The following is an 18223-nucleotide window of genomic DNA, read 5'->3' on the forward strand; positions in this document are numbered from 1 at the left end:
GAGGTCTTTAAGACCTCACAGGTCTAAGGAGCAGATATGAAATTAAAAGGCGCAGAAATTGTTTGGGAATGTTTGACCCGCGAAGGCGTGGAGGTTGTGTTCGGCTACCCTGGCGGCGCGAATATGCCGATCTATGACGCGATGCTGAATTATCCTGTGCATCATGTGTTGGTGCGGCATGAACAGGGCGCGGCGCACATGGCGGATGGATACGCTCGCGCGTCGGGGAAAGTTGGTGTGGCGATGGCGACCTCGGGTCCTGGCGCGACGAATCTCGTGACGGGCATTTGCACGGCGATGATGGATTCGGTGCCGACGGTTTTCATCACGGGTCAGGTGGCGGCGCATTTGATCGGCGGCGATGCGTTCCAGGAAACCGACGTGACGGGAATCACATTGCCCATCACGAAACATAATTACATCGTGACCCGCGTCGACCAGATCGCGGAAACGATCCGCGAGGCGTTTTATATCGCGCGCAGTGGACGACCAGGTCCTGTGTTGATTGACATCTGTAAGAACGCGCAAATTGAATCATGCGAATTTGTTTTCCCTGAAGAAGTGAAACTGCCAGGCTATCAACCTGTTCTGCGCTCGTCGAGAAATTTATTAGACCAAGCCGTGGACTTGATCGAGCGGGCAAAGAAGCCGATCATTTTATGCGGGCATGGCGTGTTGATGTCGAAAGCCGAAGAGGAGTTGATGCAGTTCGCGGTCAAGACTCAAACTCCAGTGGCGAGCACGCTGTTGGGACTGGGCGCGTTCCCCGCGTCGCATGAATTAAGTCTGGGCATGATGGGTATGCACGGTGAAGTGCACACCAACATGGCGATCCAAAATTCGGACTTGATCCTTGCCTTTGGGATGCGCTTCGATGACCGCGTGACTGGCACGTTGAAAACGTACGCGCCGCGCGCCAAAAAGATTCACATCGAGATTGACCCGTCTGAGATTCACAAAAACGTTTTCGTGGATGTGCCGCTGGTCGGCGATCTGAAAACTGTGTTGTGCGATCTGATCCCGCTGGTGGATGAATACGATCACGAAGCATGGAAACAAGAGATCAACGGATGGAAAGCCGAAGCCGACGCGCGCAGTATTATGAATTGGGAAGACGACGGCAAGTTGCACGCGGCTCACATGGTCGCCGAGATTTGGAAAGCCACGGATGGGAACGCCATCGTCACAACGGATGTCGGTCAACATCAGATGTGGGCGGCGCAATATTATTTTCTGGATAAACCGAATCGCTGGCTAACTTCGGGCGGCGCGGGGACGATGGGCTTTGGTCTCCCTTCGGCGATCGGGGCGTGGTTCGCGGCGAAGGATCAGGAAATTTGGGCGATCGCAGGCGACGGCGGATTCCAAATGACCGCCGCCGAGTTGACGACCGCCGTGCAAGAGGGCGCGAACGTCAAAGTGGCGATCATGAATAATCAATACCTCGGCATGGTGCGCCAGTGGCAGGAATTTTTCTTCGACAAGCGTTACTCGGCGGTGAACATGCTCACGCCCGATTTTGTGAAATTGGCGGAGGCGCACGGAGTCCCTGCGAGGCGGGTGACCAAGCCTGAGGAAGTCAATGAAGCGATTGAATGGGCGCGGAAGACTCAAGGTCCAGTGGTGCTTGAGTTCCGAGTCGAGCAGGAAGAGGCGGTCTATCCGATGGTTCCCGCAGGCGCGGCGTTGGATGAGATGATGCAGAGACCTGTGAAGGCGTGAGATAAGAGAGTAGATAAATAGAGAGTAGAGAATAGCGAGTTGATCGTTACTGGTCATCTATTCTCTACTCCTCTACTCTCTAAAGAATGGAGAATTATGAACTACACATTTATTGCTTTAGCGGAAAACAAGCCTGGCGTGTTGAATCGGGTGACTTCGTTGTTTCGGCGGCGGAATTTCAATATCGTGTCGCTCAGCGCGGGGACGACGGAGAATCCCGAAGTGTCGCGCATGACCATCGTTGCGGAATGCCCGAACGGCGATATTGACGCGCATCGCATCGAGGCGAATTTATACAAGCTGGTCAATGTGATCGATGTGCAGGATGTGACGCATCAGTCCACCGTGATGCGCGATCTGGCGTTGATCAAGGTGCGAGTCGCGCCTGAACGCCGCGCCGAAGTGAACGGGCTGGCGGAAATCTTCCGCGCCCGCATCGTGGATGTGGCGGCTGATTCGGTCGTGGTCGAGATCACTGGCACGGAGGACAAGATCGAAGGCTTGATCGAGTTACTGCGCCCGATTGGGATCGTGGAAATGGTGCGCACGGGGCAGGTCTCGATGACGCGCGGGGTCAACGATGGTGTGCGGAGGATCGGGATGAATGGGCATGCGCAGGTGATGGAGATGGCGGAGATGACGCCGTGAAAAGGATGAAGGGTGAAGGATGAAGGATGAAAGAGATACAAGTTACGTGTTACGAGTTACGAGTTACGTAATTTGTAATTTATGAGTATTCGGTGGTCGAGCGCAAGCAGTCGAGACCACAAGTACGCATACAAAATTTTGTTACAAGAATGTTTTGAAGCGTGGTGGTCTCGATATGTTCCTCGCTATCGCTCGGAACTACTCGACCACCGAGATAAAAAATTAGGAGAATTGAGATCATGGCAAAAATAAATTTTGGCGGTGTGGAAGAGGAAGTTGTTACGCGCGATGAGTTTCCGCTGGAGAGGGCGCGGGAGGTATTGAAAGATGAAGTGGTGGCGGTGCTGGGGTATGGCGTGCAGGGTCCCGCGCAGGCGATGAACATGCGCGACAACGGCATCAAGGTGATCGTCGGTCAGCGCGAGGGGACGAAGAATTGGGATAAGGCTGTGGCAGACGGCTGGGTGCCAGGCGAGACGTTGTTCTCTGTGGAAGAAGCCGCAGAGAAAGGGACCGTCGTTCAGTATTTATTGTCCGATGCGGGGCAACGCTCGCAGTGGTCGAAGATCGTGGAAAATTTAAACGAAGGCGACATGCTGTATTTTTCGCATGGATTTTCGGTCACGTTCAAAGATGACACGGGAGTCATCCCTCCGCCGCATGTGGATGTGGCGCTCGTCGCGCCGAAGGGGTCGGGTCGCAGTGTGCGGACGAATTTTCTCGACGGTTCGGGGATCAACGCGAGTTTTGCAGTCCATCAGGATGCGACGGGTAAAGCCAAAGAGCGGACGATCGCGTTGGGCATCGCCATCGGCGCGGGATATTTATTCCCGACGACATTTCAAAACGAAGTGTACAGCGACCTCACAGGCGAGCGCGGCGTGTTGATGGGTGCGTTGGCTGGCGTGATGGAAGCGCAGTACAACGAACTCCGCAAGAACGGACATTCCCCGTCTGAGGCGTTCAATGAAACGGTGGAAGAGTTGACGCAGTCGTTGATCCGACTCGTCGGGCAGAACGGCATGGATTGGATGTATGCCAACTGCTCCACCACCGCCCAGCGCGGCGCGTTGGATTGGAAGAATAAATTCCGCGATGCGGTCGCGCCTGTGTTCAGTGATTTGTATAAGAGCGTTACGTCAGGCAATGAGGCGCGAATCACACTCGAAGCCAATAGCAAGCCCGATTACCGCGAGAAGTTGGACAAAGAACTCGCCGCGATCCGTGATTCGGAAATGTGGAAGACAGGCGCGGCGGTGAGGTCGTTGAGACCTGAGAATTGGAAGAAATAATTTGTAGTCACGTTTGTAACGTGACTGGTGAAATAACATGATATGTCACGCTACAAGCGTGACCTACGGGAGTTGACCATGACAACAAATAACTACGTTAGGATTTTCGACACGACATTAAGAGATGGCGAGCAATCTCCAGGGGCGACGATGACTTCGGCGGAAAAGTTGGAGGTGGCGCGGTCGCTGGCGATGATGGGCGTGGATATCATCGAAGCGGGATTCCCTGCCGCGTCGCCCGACGATCTGGAAGCCGTCAGACGGATAGCGGTTGAGGTGGGCAACCCAGCCTCAAGTCAGGATGAGACGCGTGTTCCCGTCATCGCGGGGCTGGCGCGGGCGAATAAATCCGATATTGAAAAAGCGTGGGAGGCGGTGCAGTCCGCACAACGTCCGCGCATCCATATGTTTTTGGCGACGTCGCCGATCCACATGAAGCACAAGTTGAAAATGGATCCCGAAGAGGTGGTGGCGCGCGTGTCTGAAATGGTGGCGTATGCAAAAAGTTTTTGCGACGATGTGGAATTTTCGCCCGAAGACGCGGGACGCTCGGACCCAGAATTTTTATATGTGGTGTTGGGCGAGGCGATCAAGGCGGGCGCGACGACGTTGAATATTCCCGACACGGTCGGGTATACAACGCCCGATGAATTTTTCGCGTTGATTGACGGGATTATCAAACACACGCCAGGGATGCACGACGGCATAACGATCTCGGTTCATTGCCATGATGATCTGGGGTTGGCGACTGCAAATACTTTGGCGGGCATTCGCGCGGGCGCGCGCCAAGCCGAAGTGACGATGAACGGAATCGGCGAACGCGCGGGCAACACGTCGCTCGAAGAAGTTGTGATGGCGTTGAAGACTCGTCATCCCGTTTTCGATCTGGACACGGGCATCGAGACAAAACAAATTTCGCGCGTGAGCAAGTTGGTGAGCAATTACACGGGCATCGTGGTGCAACCGAATAAAGCGATCGTCGGCGCGAACGCGTTTGCGCATGAAGCGGGCATTCATCAGGACGGCATGTTGAAACATCAGACCACCTACGAGATCATGCGCCCCGAAGATGTGGGCGTGAATCAAACGAAGTTGGTGTTGGGAAAACATTCGGGTCGTCACGCGCTTCGCACTCGGCTGGCGGAGTTGGGTCATTCGCTCGATGAAGTGGAACTCGATAAAGCCTTTACGCGCTTCAAAGAATTGGCAGACCGCAAGAAGGTGATCGTGGATGCGGACTTGGAAGCGTTGATCGCCGACGAGTTCTATCGTCCGCGCGATGTATATTTGCTCAACGATATGCAGGTCACCTGCGGGACGATGGGAATGCCGACTGCAACCGTTCGCCTGCGCGGACCCGATGGCGCAGTTCACACGCAAGCCTCTGTCGGCACGGGTCCAGTGGATGCGGTGTACAAAGCCATCAACGCCATCGTCAATGTGCCGTGCGAGTTGCTCGAGTTCAACATCCACGCCATCACCGAAGGCATTGACGCGCTCGGTGGAGTCACTGTCCGCATTCAAGGCGCGGACGACCATACCTCGATGGACGCGCAAAGCGAGGCGCATTATCCGCGCGTGTACGGCGGTCACGGCGCAGACACCGACATCATCGTCGCCAGCGCGAAGGCGTATATCAACGCCGTCAATAAACTCATCATCGCGCAGACCGAGTCGCATGAGAGGGTGGTGAATGATTTTGGAGTGATGTTGGGATAAAAGAGAGAATTGGAGGATTAGAGAATTAGAGACTAGAGACTGGAGACTAGTCTCGAATCTCCAGTCTCTAGTCTCTGCAAAAAGGAAACCATGACAAAAACTTTATTCCAAAAAATATGGGATTCGCACGTTGTGACCGAACAAGTCGACGCGCCTGCGGTTCTTTACATTGACCTGCATCTGGTTCACGAAGTGACATCGCCTCAAGCCTTTACAGGACTTCGCCAGCGCGGACTCAAAGTGCGCCGACCTGAAAAGACTCTGGCGACGATGGATCATTCGATTCCGACCACGCCTCTGCATGTTCCCATGACTGACGCATTAGCCGCCGCCCAGATCAAGCAGATGGAAGTCAACGCCGCGGAATTCGGGATCGAATTGCACGGCATGACTAGCCCGCATCGCGGCATCGTTCACGTCATCGGACCTGAACTCGGGCGCACGCAACCAGGCATGACCATCGTCTGCGGCGATAGTCACACCGCCACGCATGGCGCATTCGGCGCGTTGGCGTTTGGCATCGGCACAAGCGAAGTGGAACACGTCCTTGCGACTCAATGTCTCTTGCAAAAGAAACCCAAAACGTACGAAGTGAGAGTGGATGGAAAACTATCGAGCGGCGTTTCAGCCAAAGATATCATCCTCGCGCTCATCGCCAAGATCGGAGTCGGCGGCGGGACGGGTCACGTCTTTGAATATACGGGCGAAGCGATTCGCGGATTGTCCATGGAACAACGCATGACGATTTGTAACATGTCCATTGAAGGCGGAGCGCGGGCGGGCATGATCGCTCCCGATGAAACGACGTTTGAATATTTATATGGAAGAGAGTTCGCCCCCAAAGGCGCGGAGTGGGATAAAGCCGTTGCCAAGTGGAAGTCACTGCCCAGCGATGAAGGCGCGGCGTACGACAAGTCCATCACGCTCGACGCCTCCGAACTTGAACCGATGATTACCTACGGGACGAACCCAGGCATGGGCATGAGGATCACAGACCGCATCCCAACGGTTGAATCGTTCAGCGAGTCATCGCAAAAAGCCGCGTTCGAGAAAGCCATGAATTACATGGGACTCCAACCTGGTCAATCGCTGTTAGGTCAAAAAGTGGACGTGGTCTTTATCGGCTCATGCACCAACTCACGCATCTCGGATCTGCGTCTCGCCGCCGCGTTTCTCAAAGGGAAGAAAGTTTCAGAAAGCACGCGCGTGATGGTCGTCCCTGGTTCGCAGGATGTGAAGAAGCAGGCAGAACAGGAAGGGCTTGATAAAGTCTTCAAAGAATCTGGCGCAGAATGGCGCGAGGCGGGATGCTCGTCGTGTATCGCAATGAATGCAGATGTGATTCCAGCAGGTCAATATTGTGTGAGTACGTCAAATAGAAACTTTGAAGGCAGGCAAGGGAAAGGCTCGCGCACGTTTCTGGCGAGTCCCATCACTGCGGCGGCAACGGCGATTCATGGCGTGGTCACTGATCCAAGAGTAATGTTGAGTTGACATGGTCACAGACGAAATTTGGAAGTTACCCGCCATTGTGAACCGCTTTCTGTCTTACCGTGCCGCCATCCCGTTGGCGCAGGAACAGATCGGCGTAATGATGTCAATTCTCAAAACGCGAAAACAACCCATCCAACGTTTTCTTGATTTGGGTTGCGGTGATGGAATTCTGGGCGCGGCGATCTTGGGCGAATATCCATCGGCTCGCGGAGTTTTCGCCGACTTCTCAGAGCCGATGCTTGAACAAGCTTGCGATGGTCTCAAGGAATATGCGAGTCAACTCAAATTTGAGAATCTCGATTATGGCGACAAGGCTTGGGTGAATCAAATCAGCCTGCAAGGTCCGTTTGATGCGATTGTGTCTGGCTACTCCATTCATCATCAGCCCGATCAACGCAAGCGCGAAATTTATCAAGAAATTTTTTCATTGCTCGAACCGAACGGCTGGTTCATCAACATCGAACACATTGCCGCCGAATCGCAACTTGCGGTGGACTTGTTCAATCAACATGTGGTTGACGCTCGTTTCGCGATCGAACGATCAAGCGGCGGAACAAAGACCCGTCAGGAAATTTCAGACATCTTCATGAACCGCCCAGATAAAGACACGAATATTCTTTTGTCTGTAAGTACACAATGCGATTGGCTGCGCGAGATCGGCTACGAAGAAGTAGATTGCTATTTCCGTATCTATGAACTCGCAGTGTTCGGCGGCCGCAAATCGTAAATCGAAAATCGTAAATCGTAAATCCAAAATCGGAAATCAAAATGGCACAATTCACAACTCTCACCTCCCGCATGATCGCCCTGCCCGTCAACGACATTGACACAGACCAGATCATCCCCGCGCAATTTCTCAAAGTCACCGACAAGAACGGGCTCGCCGACGCGCTCTTTTATCACTGGCGTTACAACGACGATAAATCGCCGAAAGAAGATTTCATCATCAACAAGCCCGAGTCGCAGGGGGCGCAAATTTTATTGGCAGGCGACAACTTCGGTTGCGGCTCGAGCCGCGAGCACGCGCCGTGGGCGCTCACCAGTTACGGCTTCCGCGCCGTCATCTCCACATCCTTTGCGGATATTTTCCGCAACAACGCGTTGAAGAACGGACTCATTCCCATCGTCGTGGATGACGCGACTCACAAGATGCTCTTCGACCTCTTTGAAGAAGCGCCTCGCGCCGACCTGACAGTTGATCTGGCTACCCAGACTTTATCCTACCCTGGAGGTTCGCTCACTTTCCCGATTGATTCGTTCAGCAAAACGTGTCTACTCAATGGGGTGGATGAGTTGGGCTACATCATGGGATTCGAGAAGGAGATCTCCGCGTTTGAAGCGGGTCAATAATTCATACTTCGTACTGCGTACTTCGTATTACGTAGTACGCAGTACGAAGTACCTTGTAACGTGTAACAGGTAACACATGACTTTACCCCTCATCCAAATCTACGACACCACCCTCCGCGACGGCACCCAATCCGAAGGCTTCACGCTTTCGGGCAATGACAAGATTCGCATCGCGCAAAAACTGGACGAACTTGGAGTCGCTTTCATTGAAGGCGGCTGGCCTGGCTCGAACCCAAAGGATGTGGAGTTCTTCGAGCGCGCGCGCGATATGCCATGGAAGAATTCGCTCATCGCCGCGTTCGGTTCCACGTGCCGCGTCAAAGGCGGACCTGAGGACGATGCCAACATCAAAGCCCTGCTCGATTCGCAAACGCCCGTCTGCACCATCTTCGGCAAAACGTGGACTCTGCACGTCAAAGAAGTGTTGCTGACCACGCTCGAGGATAACTTGCGGATCATCGAACAATCGGTCGCGTATCTCAAAGCCAACGGCAAGCGTGTGATTTATGATGCGGAACATTTCTTCGACGGCTACAAAACGGATTCCTCATATGCCCTCGAAACTCTCCGCGCCGCGATTCGCGGAGGAGCCGAGATAGTTGTGTTGTGCGATACGAACGGCGGCACAATGCCCTGGGAGGTCGAATCAATTGTTAGCGTGGTGAAAGAGGCGATTGCTCATCCGTTTGGGATTCACACGCATAACGATTCGGAATGTGCCGTTGTCAATTCGTTGATCGCCATCCGCGCAGGCGCGGTTCAAGTGCAAGGCACGATCAACGGAGTCGGCGAACGATGCGGCAATGCGAATCTCGTGTCCATCATGGCAGACCTTGAGTTGAAGATGGGTTATCCGTGTTTGCCTGAAGGGAATATTCAGCATTTGTACGACTTGTCCCATTTTGTGGCGGAGGTGGCGAACATCACTCCCGATGAGCATTTGCCGTTCGTTGGGAAATCGGCATTCGCGCACAAAGGCGGCGTGCATGTGGCGGCGATGCGACGTAACGCGCAATCGTATCAACACGTGGAGCCTGAACTCGTCGGCAACAAAATGCGCGTCGTGGTTTCGGACCTGTCGGGTCGCGGAAATTTGCTCAGCAAAGCCGAAGAACACGGCGTGGAAGTGGAAAGCGCGGAAGTCTTGCCCGTGTTGAACGAGATCAAAGAGCTCGAAGCGCGCGGATTTTCATTCGAAGCCGCCGAAGCCTCTGTTGCCATGATGTTGAAGCGCCAGGAATACGGCTACAAACCTCCGTTTGAATTGGTGGATTTTTTCGTCAACGTGGAGCATCGAGATGGGCGCGGCACGTTCGCCGAAGCGACGGTCAAGGTGAAGGTGCAGGGCGAACTGCTTCACACGGCGGCGGAGGGGAACGGTCCCGTCAACGCGCTTGATCTGGCATTGCGCAAAGCGTTGGCTGGGTATTATCCGCAAATTCAAAAGTTTCATCTGTCCGATTACAAAGTGAGAATTTTGGATTCGGATCACGGCACGGAAGCCATCACCCGCGTGTTGATTGACACGCGCAATTCAACCTCGCGCTGGAGCACGGTCGGCGCGAGCACCAACATCATCGAAGCCTCCTGGCGCGCGCTGGCTGATTCGATGGAGTATGGGTTGATGGTGGCTCATTAGCGTTTTACGAAATACGCAGTACGCAGTTGTGTATTGCGTATTTCGTACTGCGTAAAAACCATTGGAGATTCACTTGGAATATAAAATCACCCTCCTCCCAGGCGACGGCATTGGACCCGAAGTTGTGCATGAGGCAACTCGCGTGTTGGATGTCGTTGCGAAAAAATTTAACCACACCTTCAACTTTCAAGAACGATTGATGGGCGGTTGTTCGATTGATAAATATGGTTCATCTTTAACTGATGAATCTCTTGCCGATTGCAAATCATCGGATGCAGTTTTGCTTGGCGCGGTGGGCGGACCGAAATGGGATGACCCGAACGCGAAAGACCGCCCCGAACGCGGACTGCTCGCGCTGCGCAAAGGTCTCGGCGTGTTTGCGAATCTGCGCCCCGTCAAAGTGCATCCCGCGCTGATCGAGTCGTCGCCGCTCAAGCCTGAGAAACTCAACGGCGTGGACATCCTCGTCATCCGCGAGTTGACGGGCGGGCTGTATTTCGGTCAACCCAAAATGCGCGAGATGCGCGATGGCAAGCAGTACGCGGTCGACACGCTGGAATATTATGATTACGAGATCAAGCGCATCATCGAACTCGCATTCGAACTTGCAAAGAACAGGAGGAAGAAAGTCACCTCGGTGGATAAAGCCAACGTCTTGGAATCGTCTCGGCTGTGGAGACAGATCGCTTCAAACGTCGGGACGGCTGATCCAGCCATTCAGCTTGAGCACACGCTTGTAGATACCGCTTCGATGAAGTTGATCACATCCCCAGCCTCGTTCGATGTTGTCGTCACCGAGAACATGTTCGGCGATATTCTCACGGATGAGGCTTCGGTGCTGGCGGGTTCGATGGGGATGTTGCCGTCGGCTAGTTTGGGCGAACCAGCCTCCCCGTCGGAGAAAGAAGCGAGGATGGGTCTGTATGAACCGATCCACGGCTCCGCTCCCGACATCGCGGGGCAGGGAATCGCGAATCCAGTTGGCACAATCCTGTCTGCGGCGATGATGCTGCGTCACTCGTTCAAGTTGGACGCGGAGGCGGAGTCGATCGAACAGGCTGTGGACTGCGCGATCACCGATGGCGCGCGGACGGTTGACCTCGGCGGCGCGTTGAAGACTTGTGAGATGACGGATGAGGTTTTAAAGAGATTGTATGCATTCTGCGACTGAAGTCGCAACTACGAAAACAAAAAGGAGATTGAGCGATGGGCATGGAATCGAAATTTATTTGGAAGAACGGCGAACTCGTGCCGTTTGAACAGGCGACACTGCATTTTCTGACGCCCGCTTTGCATTATGGCGCGGCGGTGTTCGAGGGCATTCGCGCGTATAACACGCCGAAGGGACCCGCGATTTTTCGTCTGCGCGAACATGTGGAACGATTATTTGATTCGGCGCGCGTGTTGGGCTTTCGCGAAATTCCATGGAGCGTGGAAGAGGCGATCAAGGCGCATAAAGATACGGTGCGCGCCAACGGATTTACGGATTGTTATATCCGTCCGTTGATGTATTTGGACGGCGGCGGCTGGAATCTGAATGTGGATAAAGGCAAGCTTTCGATGATGATTGCGGTGTGGGAATGGTCGAATTACCTCGGCGAGGACGCGCTGGCAAAAGGCATTCGCGCCAATATCTCTTCGTTCACTCGTCATCATCCGAATATTTCGATGACGAAGGCGAAGATCGCTGGCAATTATGTGAACAGCATTTTGGCGAAAACGGAATCGGAACGGCTGGGTTTTCAGGAAGCCATCATGCTCGATCCGCAAGGGTATATCGCCGAATGCACGGGTGAGAATTTATTTGTCGTGCGCGATGGGAAGATCGTCACGCCCTCCACCGCGCCGATCCTGGAGGGCATTACGCGCCAGTCGGTTTATACGATTGCCACGGATTTGGGGTATGAAGTTGCCGAAGCGCCAGTCTCACGCGACCAACTGTATAATGCCGACGAAGTGTTTGTCTGCGGCAGCGCCGCGGAGGTGATCGGTCTGTGCGAGATCGATTTCCGCGCGATTGGCGACGGGAAATCTGGGAAAATTACGCGCGAGATCCAAAACGTGTATCACGATGCGATCCGCGGGAAGGTGAAGAAGTATGAGGGGTGGTGTGATTTCGTTGGATAAAATAGTTAAAAAATGAACCGCGAAGGTCGCTAAGAACGCGAAGAAAACCTTTTCTTCTTAGAGATCTTCGCGTTCTTGGCGGTTAATAAATCTGCGGAAAAATTTTTGGGGCTATAATCAGCTTCATGTTCACAAAGAATTCCAGAAATCGCTACGACAAAAAGGATTCGCTGGAACTCGGTCGCCGCGCGGAGGATTCCTTTGCGCGGCTTGCGATTCGGCACGGATTCAAAGTCACGGCTTCGTCTGAAAAGGGAAATATTGACGAACATTTTGATTACGTCATCGAGCGGGATGGAAAGTCCCATAAAGTGGATGTGAAAAGTATCAAGCGCAAGTCACGGGAGGACAAGGAACTTCAAGATGAATTTTTGTGGATCGAGTTACATAGTGTTCGGGAAAATAACAAAGGCTGGCTGTATGACGGCAAGGCAGACTTGATCGCCTTCGAACTTGCCAATAGTTTCCGCATCGTAGACCGCATCGAACTGCTCGCCCTCGTCGAAAAACTCGTGGACTTCGACGCGAAAGTGGATTCACCAAAGGATGCGCTGTACAAAGTCTATTCGCGCACGTCGCGCCCCGATCTGTTGACGATGATCAAGTCGGAGGATTTATTGCAACTCCGTCATGCGGAGTGGGGGAAGCTCGGCGGGGATTGAAACCCCCCGCCTATTCTTACAAAGCCCGCTAAAGCGGACTTTGTTTTGTTGTATACTGTCTCTATGCCTGCAAATAAGACTTCCGTTTCAAAAGGCGACTCCCCTGAAAAATTGGGCGAATTCTGGGACAAGCAAGACTTCACCGAATTCGACGATCCCAACGCGCCTGATGTCGAGTTTCATGTTTCTGTTGCAATTCCCGTTGAGCCAGACTTACTTTCTGATATTGAAGAATTGGCACACAGGCGCGGAATCAACGTGGAAACCTTGGTCAATCTTTGGTTGAAGGAAAAACTTGTAGAGTCGAAGGTGGGGTAACTTCATTGGGAATCGAGGAACAGGCACATCAATTTGACGTGCCTGTTTTATTGTATACTGCCCCACATGGAATCGATCATCACTGCCGTCAGTCTCAGTTCGGGACATACCTTCAGCAAGTCAACTCAAAAAAGTATCCGCCTGATCGCTGGCGTGGGCGTGGATGGGGACGCGCACTCGGGTGTCACGGTCAAGCATCGCTCCCGCGTCAAGCGTGACCCGACCCAGCCGAACCTGCGACAAGTCCATTTGATTCACGCGGAGTTGCACGATGAACTGAACGCGCAGGGATTCAACGTCTCGGCTGGGCAGATGGGGGAGAACATCACCACCCGCGGCGTGGACTTGCTCGGTCTGCCGACAGGGACATGTCTGCATTTGGGGAAAGAGGCGGTGATTGAAATAACTGGTTTACGCAACCCGTGTTATCAGTTGGATGATTTTCAGAAAGGTTTGCTCAAAGCCTGCCTTGACCATGACGAAGAAGGAAATCTAATCCGCAAGGCGGGTGTGATGGGGATTGTGCTGGCAGGCGGCGATGTGTTCCCGAATGATTTGATTCGGGTTGAGTATCCAGAGGGGGAGTTTCGGTCGCTTCAGCCAGTCTAAGTCGAAGCGGGCTACCGAGCCTGATTTATGAGAAAAAGAATGTGATTTAATTTTCGAACGTACTTGCGCTTTTTGATTTCACATTCCCAGATTCTAATAACTTTCCACCCATTCCTTCTTAATTCCTTTGTTACAAAACCATCCCTCAGCTTGTTATGAAGGATTTTTTCTTTCCAATATTTATTGTTATGGCCAGGTTTGCGAATCCTGCAAGTGTGACCGTGCCAATAACATCCGTCGACAAACACGATAGTTTTATGTTTTGGGAATACAAAATCTGGTTTTCCAATTAGATTGACGTTTCGCCGCCATCCAGAAATCTTGAGTGATCTAAAAATACTTATAAGCGCAAGTTCGGTGGACTTATTGCCTTTCGAGCGGACCGCGCTCATTACTTGCGAACGTTTTTTCGCGTTAAAAACATCGGTCATAATACCGCTTCCGATTATTTTGATAAAAACAATTTTTTAGAAGGCTTCCAATCTTTAGCTATGGCGTCCGCTTTTTCAAGCCAGCGGCGGATCCTTTTTTCTGGAGGAACTGATTCGCCCCAGTATTCTACAAAGAGAGCGTCATCCATTCGTGACGCGGCTTCTAGCATTTCACCCTCGATTAATTTCAAGGCTCGTTCGATGTAAAGACCGCCTGAGTCGTCATTATCTGGATTTGCCACACTTCCAGCGGAGAAAAGGTCTCGCGCCTGATGAGCGACAACTCCGTGATATGTCAACAGGTACAGAACAACATCATCGTATTTGTTTCTGGAACGTCCTGAAGCGACAATGCCTGGACAGAGTAATACGGCTTCGGCTCGAAGACGTTTTTTCTCATCAACGGAAAGGCTTGTGTAAAGGCGGGCTTGAATTGGCAAGGTGTGTTCAGCGTCGGGGGTATCTTCCAGCCACCATAATCTTTCTCCTTCGCCGAGACGCGAGCGCGCGTACGCGCGAATGTGTCCCATTTTTTCTTCCATTGGGAGATGGCGAAATTCGTCGTAAGTAATCCCCATTAAATCGAACAGAGAGCGACTGGCGAAGAGTTCAACTTCAAAGCGCGGCACATGCGAAGTGCGGACATGAATTACGCTTTGCTCGTAATCCCCCCAACGTACTTCGGGCTTTCCGCCCATTTTTCCGAAAACTAAATAAACCTTCTCGACCGATTCAATGCGATTGGTTTCCAACACGCTATTGGCGACGCTACGCCATGTGTCATTTAAAGTGAATTTGACTTCAACGCCAAATTGTCCTATCGCAATATCTGGAAAAGCCTGTGGATGAGGTTCTGTGCTGATTGAGATTGACGAATCGTCTTTGAACAACTCGCGTAAAACCTCGCGAACTCGATTCTCAAATTGATCAGCCTTTTGAAATGTTTTCCTGTTGGCTTCGGCTGTTAGTTTTTTGCAGGCAACATCTAGAGTCTGCTCAAATTCTTCTTGATTCATTGTTCGCTACTTAGCAAGGTGTCTAGTACGGCGTTTGCCATGTGCCATGCCAACACTGGAGGAACGGCATTTCCTACCTGTCGTTCTGTTTCCCGCAATTTTGAGTCGAAAATGAAATTATCTGGAAACGATTGAAAACGAGCGGCTTCGCGCATAGAAATTCTACGCGGGAGGGCGTAGTGAAATTGTATATTTCCGTGACATTCGGCTCGGATGGTATAGCCTGGTCGGTCTGCTTTGAGTTTGCGATTGCCTTGATCGGAGCTTTTGTTTGCAAAACTCCAGATATGATTGAATGACTCGTCTAGCCCGATGGCTTCGAGGTCCCCGATTGCTTCTTGTGAAGTAATATGTTCATCGCTTACAGGAATGGGGGGAATAAATTTATTGATGTCTGAACGCGTTCCCACAATAAAGACCCGTTCGCGTGTTTGAGGAACGCCATAGTCCGCCGCGTTGTAGAGTTGATAGGTGACATCGTAGCCAAGCGCGCGAAAGTCTGTCAAAATTTGCTGTAGGGATTTCTCGTTGTGTTTCATCAATAGCCCTTTGACATTCTCGGCTACAAAAATTTTCGGACGAACTCGCGACACGACTTCAACCATTGCGCGGTACAGCCCGCTTCTTTTTCCCTCGATCCCCAAGCCTTTTCCGTTGATTGAAATATCCTGGCAGGGAAATCCGCCTATCACAACGTCCGCTTCCAACGGTATTTCATCCATCATCTTCCAAATATCGCCCTCGACAATATGCTCGCCGATATTTTTCTTGTATGTGCGGCATGCGGCGCTATTTAGATCGTTTGCCCAAATGATTTCAAAAGGCGTTTGGGAATAATCTTTTCCAAGAAACTCGAATCCCCCGCTAAACCCTAAATCCATTCCCCCGCACCCAGAGAATAAAGATATAACGCTGATGGTTCGTTCTTCGATTAACATTTATTTAATGCTCCTAGAAAATTTCCATTGAGAGTTTCTATTATAGCAGTTTTGTAAATCCTCTTGACATCCTCCTCCCTCCGTCATACAATCCCGCCCAACATAATTAAAAACGCTGACGAGGACGAGTACGTTTCAAAGCGATTTTCAGAGAGCCGAGCAGAGGATGGTGCAAGCAAGGCAAAAGCGCAGAAGCCGAATGGACCTCCGAGTTGTGAAGTGAAAGATACTAGAGAATAGATAGTTAGAGACTAGTATCGAGTACCAGAGACGGGAACTGCACCCGTTACCCCGCAGAGTTTCTTAGCGAGATAGAAAGTAGACGAGTAGAGACTAGATAACTAGTCCACTATCGAACTAGCAAACTACAAGAGTGACGCTGGCTTTGACTTCCTGTGTGCATCACGCAGGAATTTTTTGTTAAAGCAGTAGGCGTTAACTTGGGTGGCACCACGAGACTCCCCTCTCGTCCCAATTGGACGGAGGGGCTTTTAATTTAATCGTGAAAGAATTAACCGCGAAGAGCGCAAAGCGCGCAAAGAAAACCAAAAGATTTTTCTTAGCGACCTTAGCGAGCCTAGCGGTTCAAGAAGAATTATAAAGAATTAACCGCGAAGAGCGCGAAGAACGCAAAGATTTAAAAGGTCTTCTTAGCAGGCTTAGCGGTTCAAAAAGGAGCGTTTATGCTACTCGAAGCAACTGCTGCCACAACCCAAACAATCATCCGCGAAATCAGCGCGGACCTTGAGACGCCCATCAGCGTGTACATGAAACTGCGGGGAGAGGGCGCGTCGTTTTTGCTCGAGTCCGTCGAAGGCGGGGAGCGGATCGCGCGTTACTCGTTCATCGGCGTTCAACCCAAGGCGCAATACATCATCCGCGATACGGACATCGAAATCAAAGATGAATACGGAGTACGCAATACGCAATATGAAGGCGATCCAACATTATTTCTCCAACAAGAAATGAATCGCTTCAACTTCAAGCCTCAAACAGGCGTGCCGCGATTCATCGGCGGGATGGTGGGCTATCTCGGGTACGAGTCCGTTCGGTTTTTTGAACCAACTCTCCAGTCGAGAATGAACCGCAACGCGATACGCAATACGCAATCCGCAGTACGCAGTATCCCCGATGGCATCTTCCTCCTCGCCGACACCATCATCGCGTTCGATCACGCGCGGCGGAGTCTGTCTCTCGTTGCGAACGTCCTCGATGGCGATGTCGAATCCGCAAATCGAAAACTGGATGAGATCGAGTCGCGCATCCATGCGCCGCTTCCTGCAACGCAACCGCGTGAAATAAAAAATTCAAAAACAACTTCGAACATGACGCAGGGACATTACGAAGACATGGTGCGCGACGCGCAGGAGCACATCCGCGCGGGCGATATTTTTCAAGTGGTGCTTTCGCAACGCTTCACGCGCGAAACGAACGTCGAGCCGTTCGATGTCTATCGCGCCGTGCGCCGCCTCAACCCGTCGCCGTACATGTTCTTTTTTGATTTCGGACTCGTGGACGATGAGCCGCTCTTCATTGTCGGATCGTCGCCTGAGATGTTTGTGCGTTTGGAGGGACGAACCGCTTCACTCCGACCGATCGCTGGGACGCGCCCTCGTGGAGCCGACTCTGCCGCCGACGCCGCGCTCGCGCAAGAGTTGCTCGCTGATCCGAAAGAACGCGCCGAACATGTGATGCTCGTGGACTTGGGTCGCAACGACTTGGGACGCGTCTGCGAATATGGTACAGTCAAAGTCTCCGATTTTTTCACCGTTGAAAAATATTCGCACGTCATGCACATCGTCTCGCACGTCGAAGGGAAGTTGAAGCCCGACCTCACCGCGTTCGACCTGGTGCGTGCCGCCTTCCCCGCTGGGACAGTCAGCGGCGCGCCGAAAGTCCGCGCGTTGGAGATCATCTCCGAACTCGAGCCCGACGCGCGCGGCGCGTACGCAGGCGCGGTCGGCTACTTCGGCTTCGACGGCAACATGGACACCTGCCTCGCCCTCCGCACGATGATCGCAAGAGGTAATTCGTTCAGCGTCCAGGCAGGCGCAGGCATCGTCGCGGACTCAAATCCCAACACGGAGTTTCAAGAGACGGTGAATAAAGCAAGCGCGATGTTGAAAGCGATTGAGATGGCAGAAGAAAATAAATGATGAAGGAGAAAGGATGAAGGCTTGCATTGAGCGAAGTCGAAATGATGAAGTCGCTGTTACGAGTTACGCGATACAAGATACGTCTCTCCTCAGCGTTGAGTC

General features: G+C 52.3%; 17 protein-coding genes. 14 read left to right on the forward strand and 3 right to left on the reverse strand.

What is annotated here, in order from left to right; all coding sequences use genetic code 11:
* Positions 1-36: 36 nt before the first annotated feature.
* The 13 genes from ilvB to IPM31_06285 all read left to right on the forward strand — a co-directional run bounded on the left by ilvB (position 37) and on the right by IPM31_06285 (position 13580).
* Positions 37-1722 (forward strand): biosynthetic-type acetolactate synthase large subunit, encoded by a 1686-nt coding sequence (ilvB, locus tag IPM31_06225; protein ID MBK9006574.1) that lies wholly within the window; start codon positions 37-39, stop codon positions 1720-1722.
* Between the two features lie 96 nt (positions 1723-1818).
* Entirely contained in the window at positions 1819-2370 is a 552-nt protein-coding gene (gene ilvN / locus IPM31_06230; GenBank protein ID MBK9006575.1) for an acetolactate synthase small subunit, read from the forward strand.
* Between the two features lie 239 nt (positions 2371-2609).
* Positions 2610-3662: a ketol-acid reductoisomerase gene (gene ilvC / locus IPM31_06235; protein ID MBK9006576.1), complete on the forward strand. Its 1053-nt coding sequence runs from the start codon at positions 2610-2612 to the stop codon at positions 3660-3662.
* Between the two features lie 78 nt (positions 3663-3740).
* Positions 3741-5381 (forward strand): 2-isopropylmalate synthase, encoded by a 1641-nt coding sequence (locus IPM31_06240; protein MBK9006577.1) that lies wholly within the window; start codon positions 3741-3743, stop codon positions 5379-5381.
* A 90-nt stretch (positions 5382-5471) separates the two neighbouring features.
* Positions 5472-6875: a 3-isopropylmalate dehydratase large subunit gene (leuC, locus tag IPM31_06245; protein ID MBK9006578.1), complete on the forward strand. Its 1404-nt coding sequence runs from the start codon at positions 5472-5474 to the stop codon at positions 6873-6875.
* 1 nt (position 6876) lies between these two features.
* Positions 6877-7602: a class I SAM-dependent methyltransferase gene (locus tag IPM31_06250; GenBank protein ID MBK9006579.1), complete on the forward strand. Its 726-nt coding sequence runs from the start codon at positions 6877-6879 to the stop codon at positions 7600-7602.
* A gap of 41 nt (positions 7603-7643) precedes the next feature.
* Positions 7644-8225, forward strand: a complete 582-nt coding sequence (gene leuD, locus IPM31_06255) for a 3-isopropylmalate dehydratase small subunit (GenBank protein ID MBK9006580.1) — start codon at positions 7644-7646, stop codon at positions 8223-8225.
* A 76-nt stretch (positions 8226-8301) separates the two neighbouring features.
* A complete protein-coding gene (locus IPM31_06260; protein ID MBK9006581.1) occupies positions 8302-9864 on the forward strand; it encodes a citramalate synthase in 1563 nt (520 codons plus the stop codon).
* A gap of 73 nt (positions 9865-9937) precedes the next feature.
* Positions 9938-11035 carry a 3-isopropylmalate dehydrogenase gene (gene leuB / locus IPM31_06265; protein ID MBK9006582.1) on the forward strand — a complete coding sequence of 366 codons (1098 nt, stop codon included), beginning with the start codon at positions 9938-9940 and terminating at the stop codon, positions 11033-11035.
* 41 nt (positions 11036-11076) lie between these two features.
* Positions 11077-11991: a branched-chain amino acid transaminase gene (locus IPM31_06270; protein ID MBK9006583.1), complete on the forward strand. Its 915-nt coding sequence runs from the start codon at positions 11077-11079 to the stop codon at positions 11989-11991.
* Positions 11992-12116: 125 nt separating this feature from the next.
* Positions 12117-12653, forward strand: coding sequence for a hypothetical protein (locus tag IPM31_06275; protein MBK9006584.1), 537 nt, complete (start codon positions 12117-12119; stop codon positions 12651-12653).
* A gap of 63 nt (positions 12654-12716) precedes the next feature.
* Positions 12717-12971: a hypothetical protein gene (locus tag IPM31_06280; protein ID MBK9006585.1), complete on the forward strand. Its 255-nt coding sequence runs from the start codon at positions 12717-12719 to the stop codon at positions 12969-12971.
* A gap of 66 nt (positions 12972-13037) precedes the next feature.
* Positions 13038-13580, forward strand: coding sequence for an MOSC domain-containing protein (locus IPM31_06285; GenBank protein MBK9006586.1), 543 nt, complete (start codon positions 13038-13040; stop codon positions 13578-13580).
* Positions 13581-13591: 11 nt separating this feature from the next.
* On the opposite strand, the gene vsr is transcribed toward IPM31_06285, so the two are convergent.
* The 3 genes from vsr to IPM31_06300 are packed head-to-tail and all read right to left on the reverse strand — an operon-like array spanning position 13592 to position 15965.
* Positions 13592-14011, reverse strand: coding sequence for a DNA mismatch endonuclease Vsr (vsr, locus tag IPM31_06290; protein ID MBK9006587.1), 420 nt, complete (start codon positions 14009-14011; stop codon positions 13592-13594).
* A 14-nt stretch (positions 14012-14025) separates the two neighbouring features.
* Positions 14026-15027, reverse strand: coding sequence for a restriction endonuclease (locus tag IPM31_06295; GenBank protein ID MBK9006588.1), 1002 nt, complete (start codon positions 15025-15027; stop codon positions 14026-14028).
* Complete coding sequence (locus IPM31_06300) at positions 15024-15965, reverse strand: DNA cytosine methyltransferase (GenBank protein ID MBK9006589.1); 942 nt, start codon at positions 15963-15965, stop codon at positions 15024-15026. Before IPM31_06300 ends, IPM31_06295 begins: the two co-directional genes overlap by 4 nt.
* 683 nt (positions 15966-16648) lie before the next feature.
* Between IPM31_06300 and trpE the strand changes: the two genes are divergently transcribed.
* Entirely contained in the window at positions 16649-18121 is a 1473-nt protein-coding gene (trpE, locus tag IPM31_06305) for an anthranilate synthase component I (GenBank protein MBK9006590.1), read from the forward strand.
* Positions 18122-18223 lie beyond the last annotated feature (102 nt).

It is taken from the genome of Candidatus Defluviilinea gracilis, from assembly GCA_016716235.1.
In the GTDB taxonomy this organism is placed as follows: domain Bacteria; phylum Chloroflexota; class Anaerolineae; order Anaerolineales; family Villigracilaceae; genus Defluviilinea; species Defluviilinea gracilis.

Excerpts from the sequence above, each read along its gene's own strand:
- ilvB (MBK9006574.1), top strand. The coding sequence starts at position 37 with ATGAAATTAAAAGGCGCAGAAATTGTTTGGGAATGTTTGACCCGCGAA.
- ilvN (MBK9006575.1), top strand. The coding sequence starts at position 1,819 with ATGAACTACACATTTATTGCTTTAGCGGAAAACAAGCCTGGCGTGTTG.
- ilvC (MBK9006576.1), top strand. The coding sequence starts at position 2,610 with ATGGCAAAAATAAATTTTGGCGGTGTGGAAGAGGAAGTTGTTACGCGC.
- IPM31_06240 (MBK9006577.1), top strand. The coding sequence starts at position 3,741 with ATGACAACAAATAACTACGTTAGGATTTTCGACACGACATTAAGAGAT.
- leuC (MBK9006578.1), top strand. The coding sequence starts at position 5,472 with ATGACAAAAACTTTATTCCAAAAAATATGGGATTCGCACGTTGTGACC.
- IPM31_06250 (MBK9006579.1), top strand. The coding sequence starts at position 6,877 with ATGGTCACAGACGAAATTTGGAAGTTACCCGCCATTGTGAACCGCTTT.
- leuD (MBK9006580.1), top strand. The coding sequence starts at position 7,644 with ATGGCACAATTCACAACTCTCACCTCCCGCATGATCGCCCTGCCCGTC.
- IPM31_06260 (MBK9006581.1), top strand. The coding sequence starts at position 8,302 with ATGACTTTACCCCTCATCCAAATCTACGACACCACCCTCCGCGACGGC.
- IPM31_06270 (MBK9006583.1), top strand. The coding sequence starts at position 11,077 with ATGGAATCGAAATTTATTTGGAAGAACGGCGAACTCGTGCCGTTTGAA.
- IPM31_06275 (MBK9006584.1), top strand. The coding sequence starts at position 12,117 with ATGTTCACAAAGAATTCCAGAAATCGCTACGACAAAAAGGATTCGCTG.
- IPM31_06280 (MBK9006585.1), top strand. The coding sequence starts at position 12,717 with ATGCCTGCAAATAAGACTTCCGTTTCAAAAGGCGACTCCCCTGAAAAA.
- IPM31_06285 (MBK9006586.1), top strand. The coding sequence starts at position 13,038 with ATGGAATCGATCATCACTGCCGTCAGTCTCAGTTCGGGACATACCTTC.
- vsr (MBK9006587.1), bottom strand. The coding sequence starts at position 14,011 with ATGACCGATGTTTTTAACGCGAAAAAACGTTCGCAAGTAATGAGCGCG.
- IPM31_06295 (MBK9006588.1), bottom strand. The coding sequence starts at position 15,027 with ATGAATCAAGAAGAATTTGAGCAGACTCTAGATGTTGCCTGCAAAAAA.
- IPM31_06300 (MBK9006589.1), bottom strand. The coding sequence starts at position 15,965 with ATGTTAATCGAAGAACGAACCATCAGCGTTATATCTTTATTCTCTGGG.
- trpE (MBK9006590.1), top strand. The coding sequence starts at position 16,649 with ATGCTACTCGAAGCAACTGCTGCCACAACCCAAACAATCATCCGCGAA.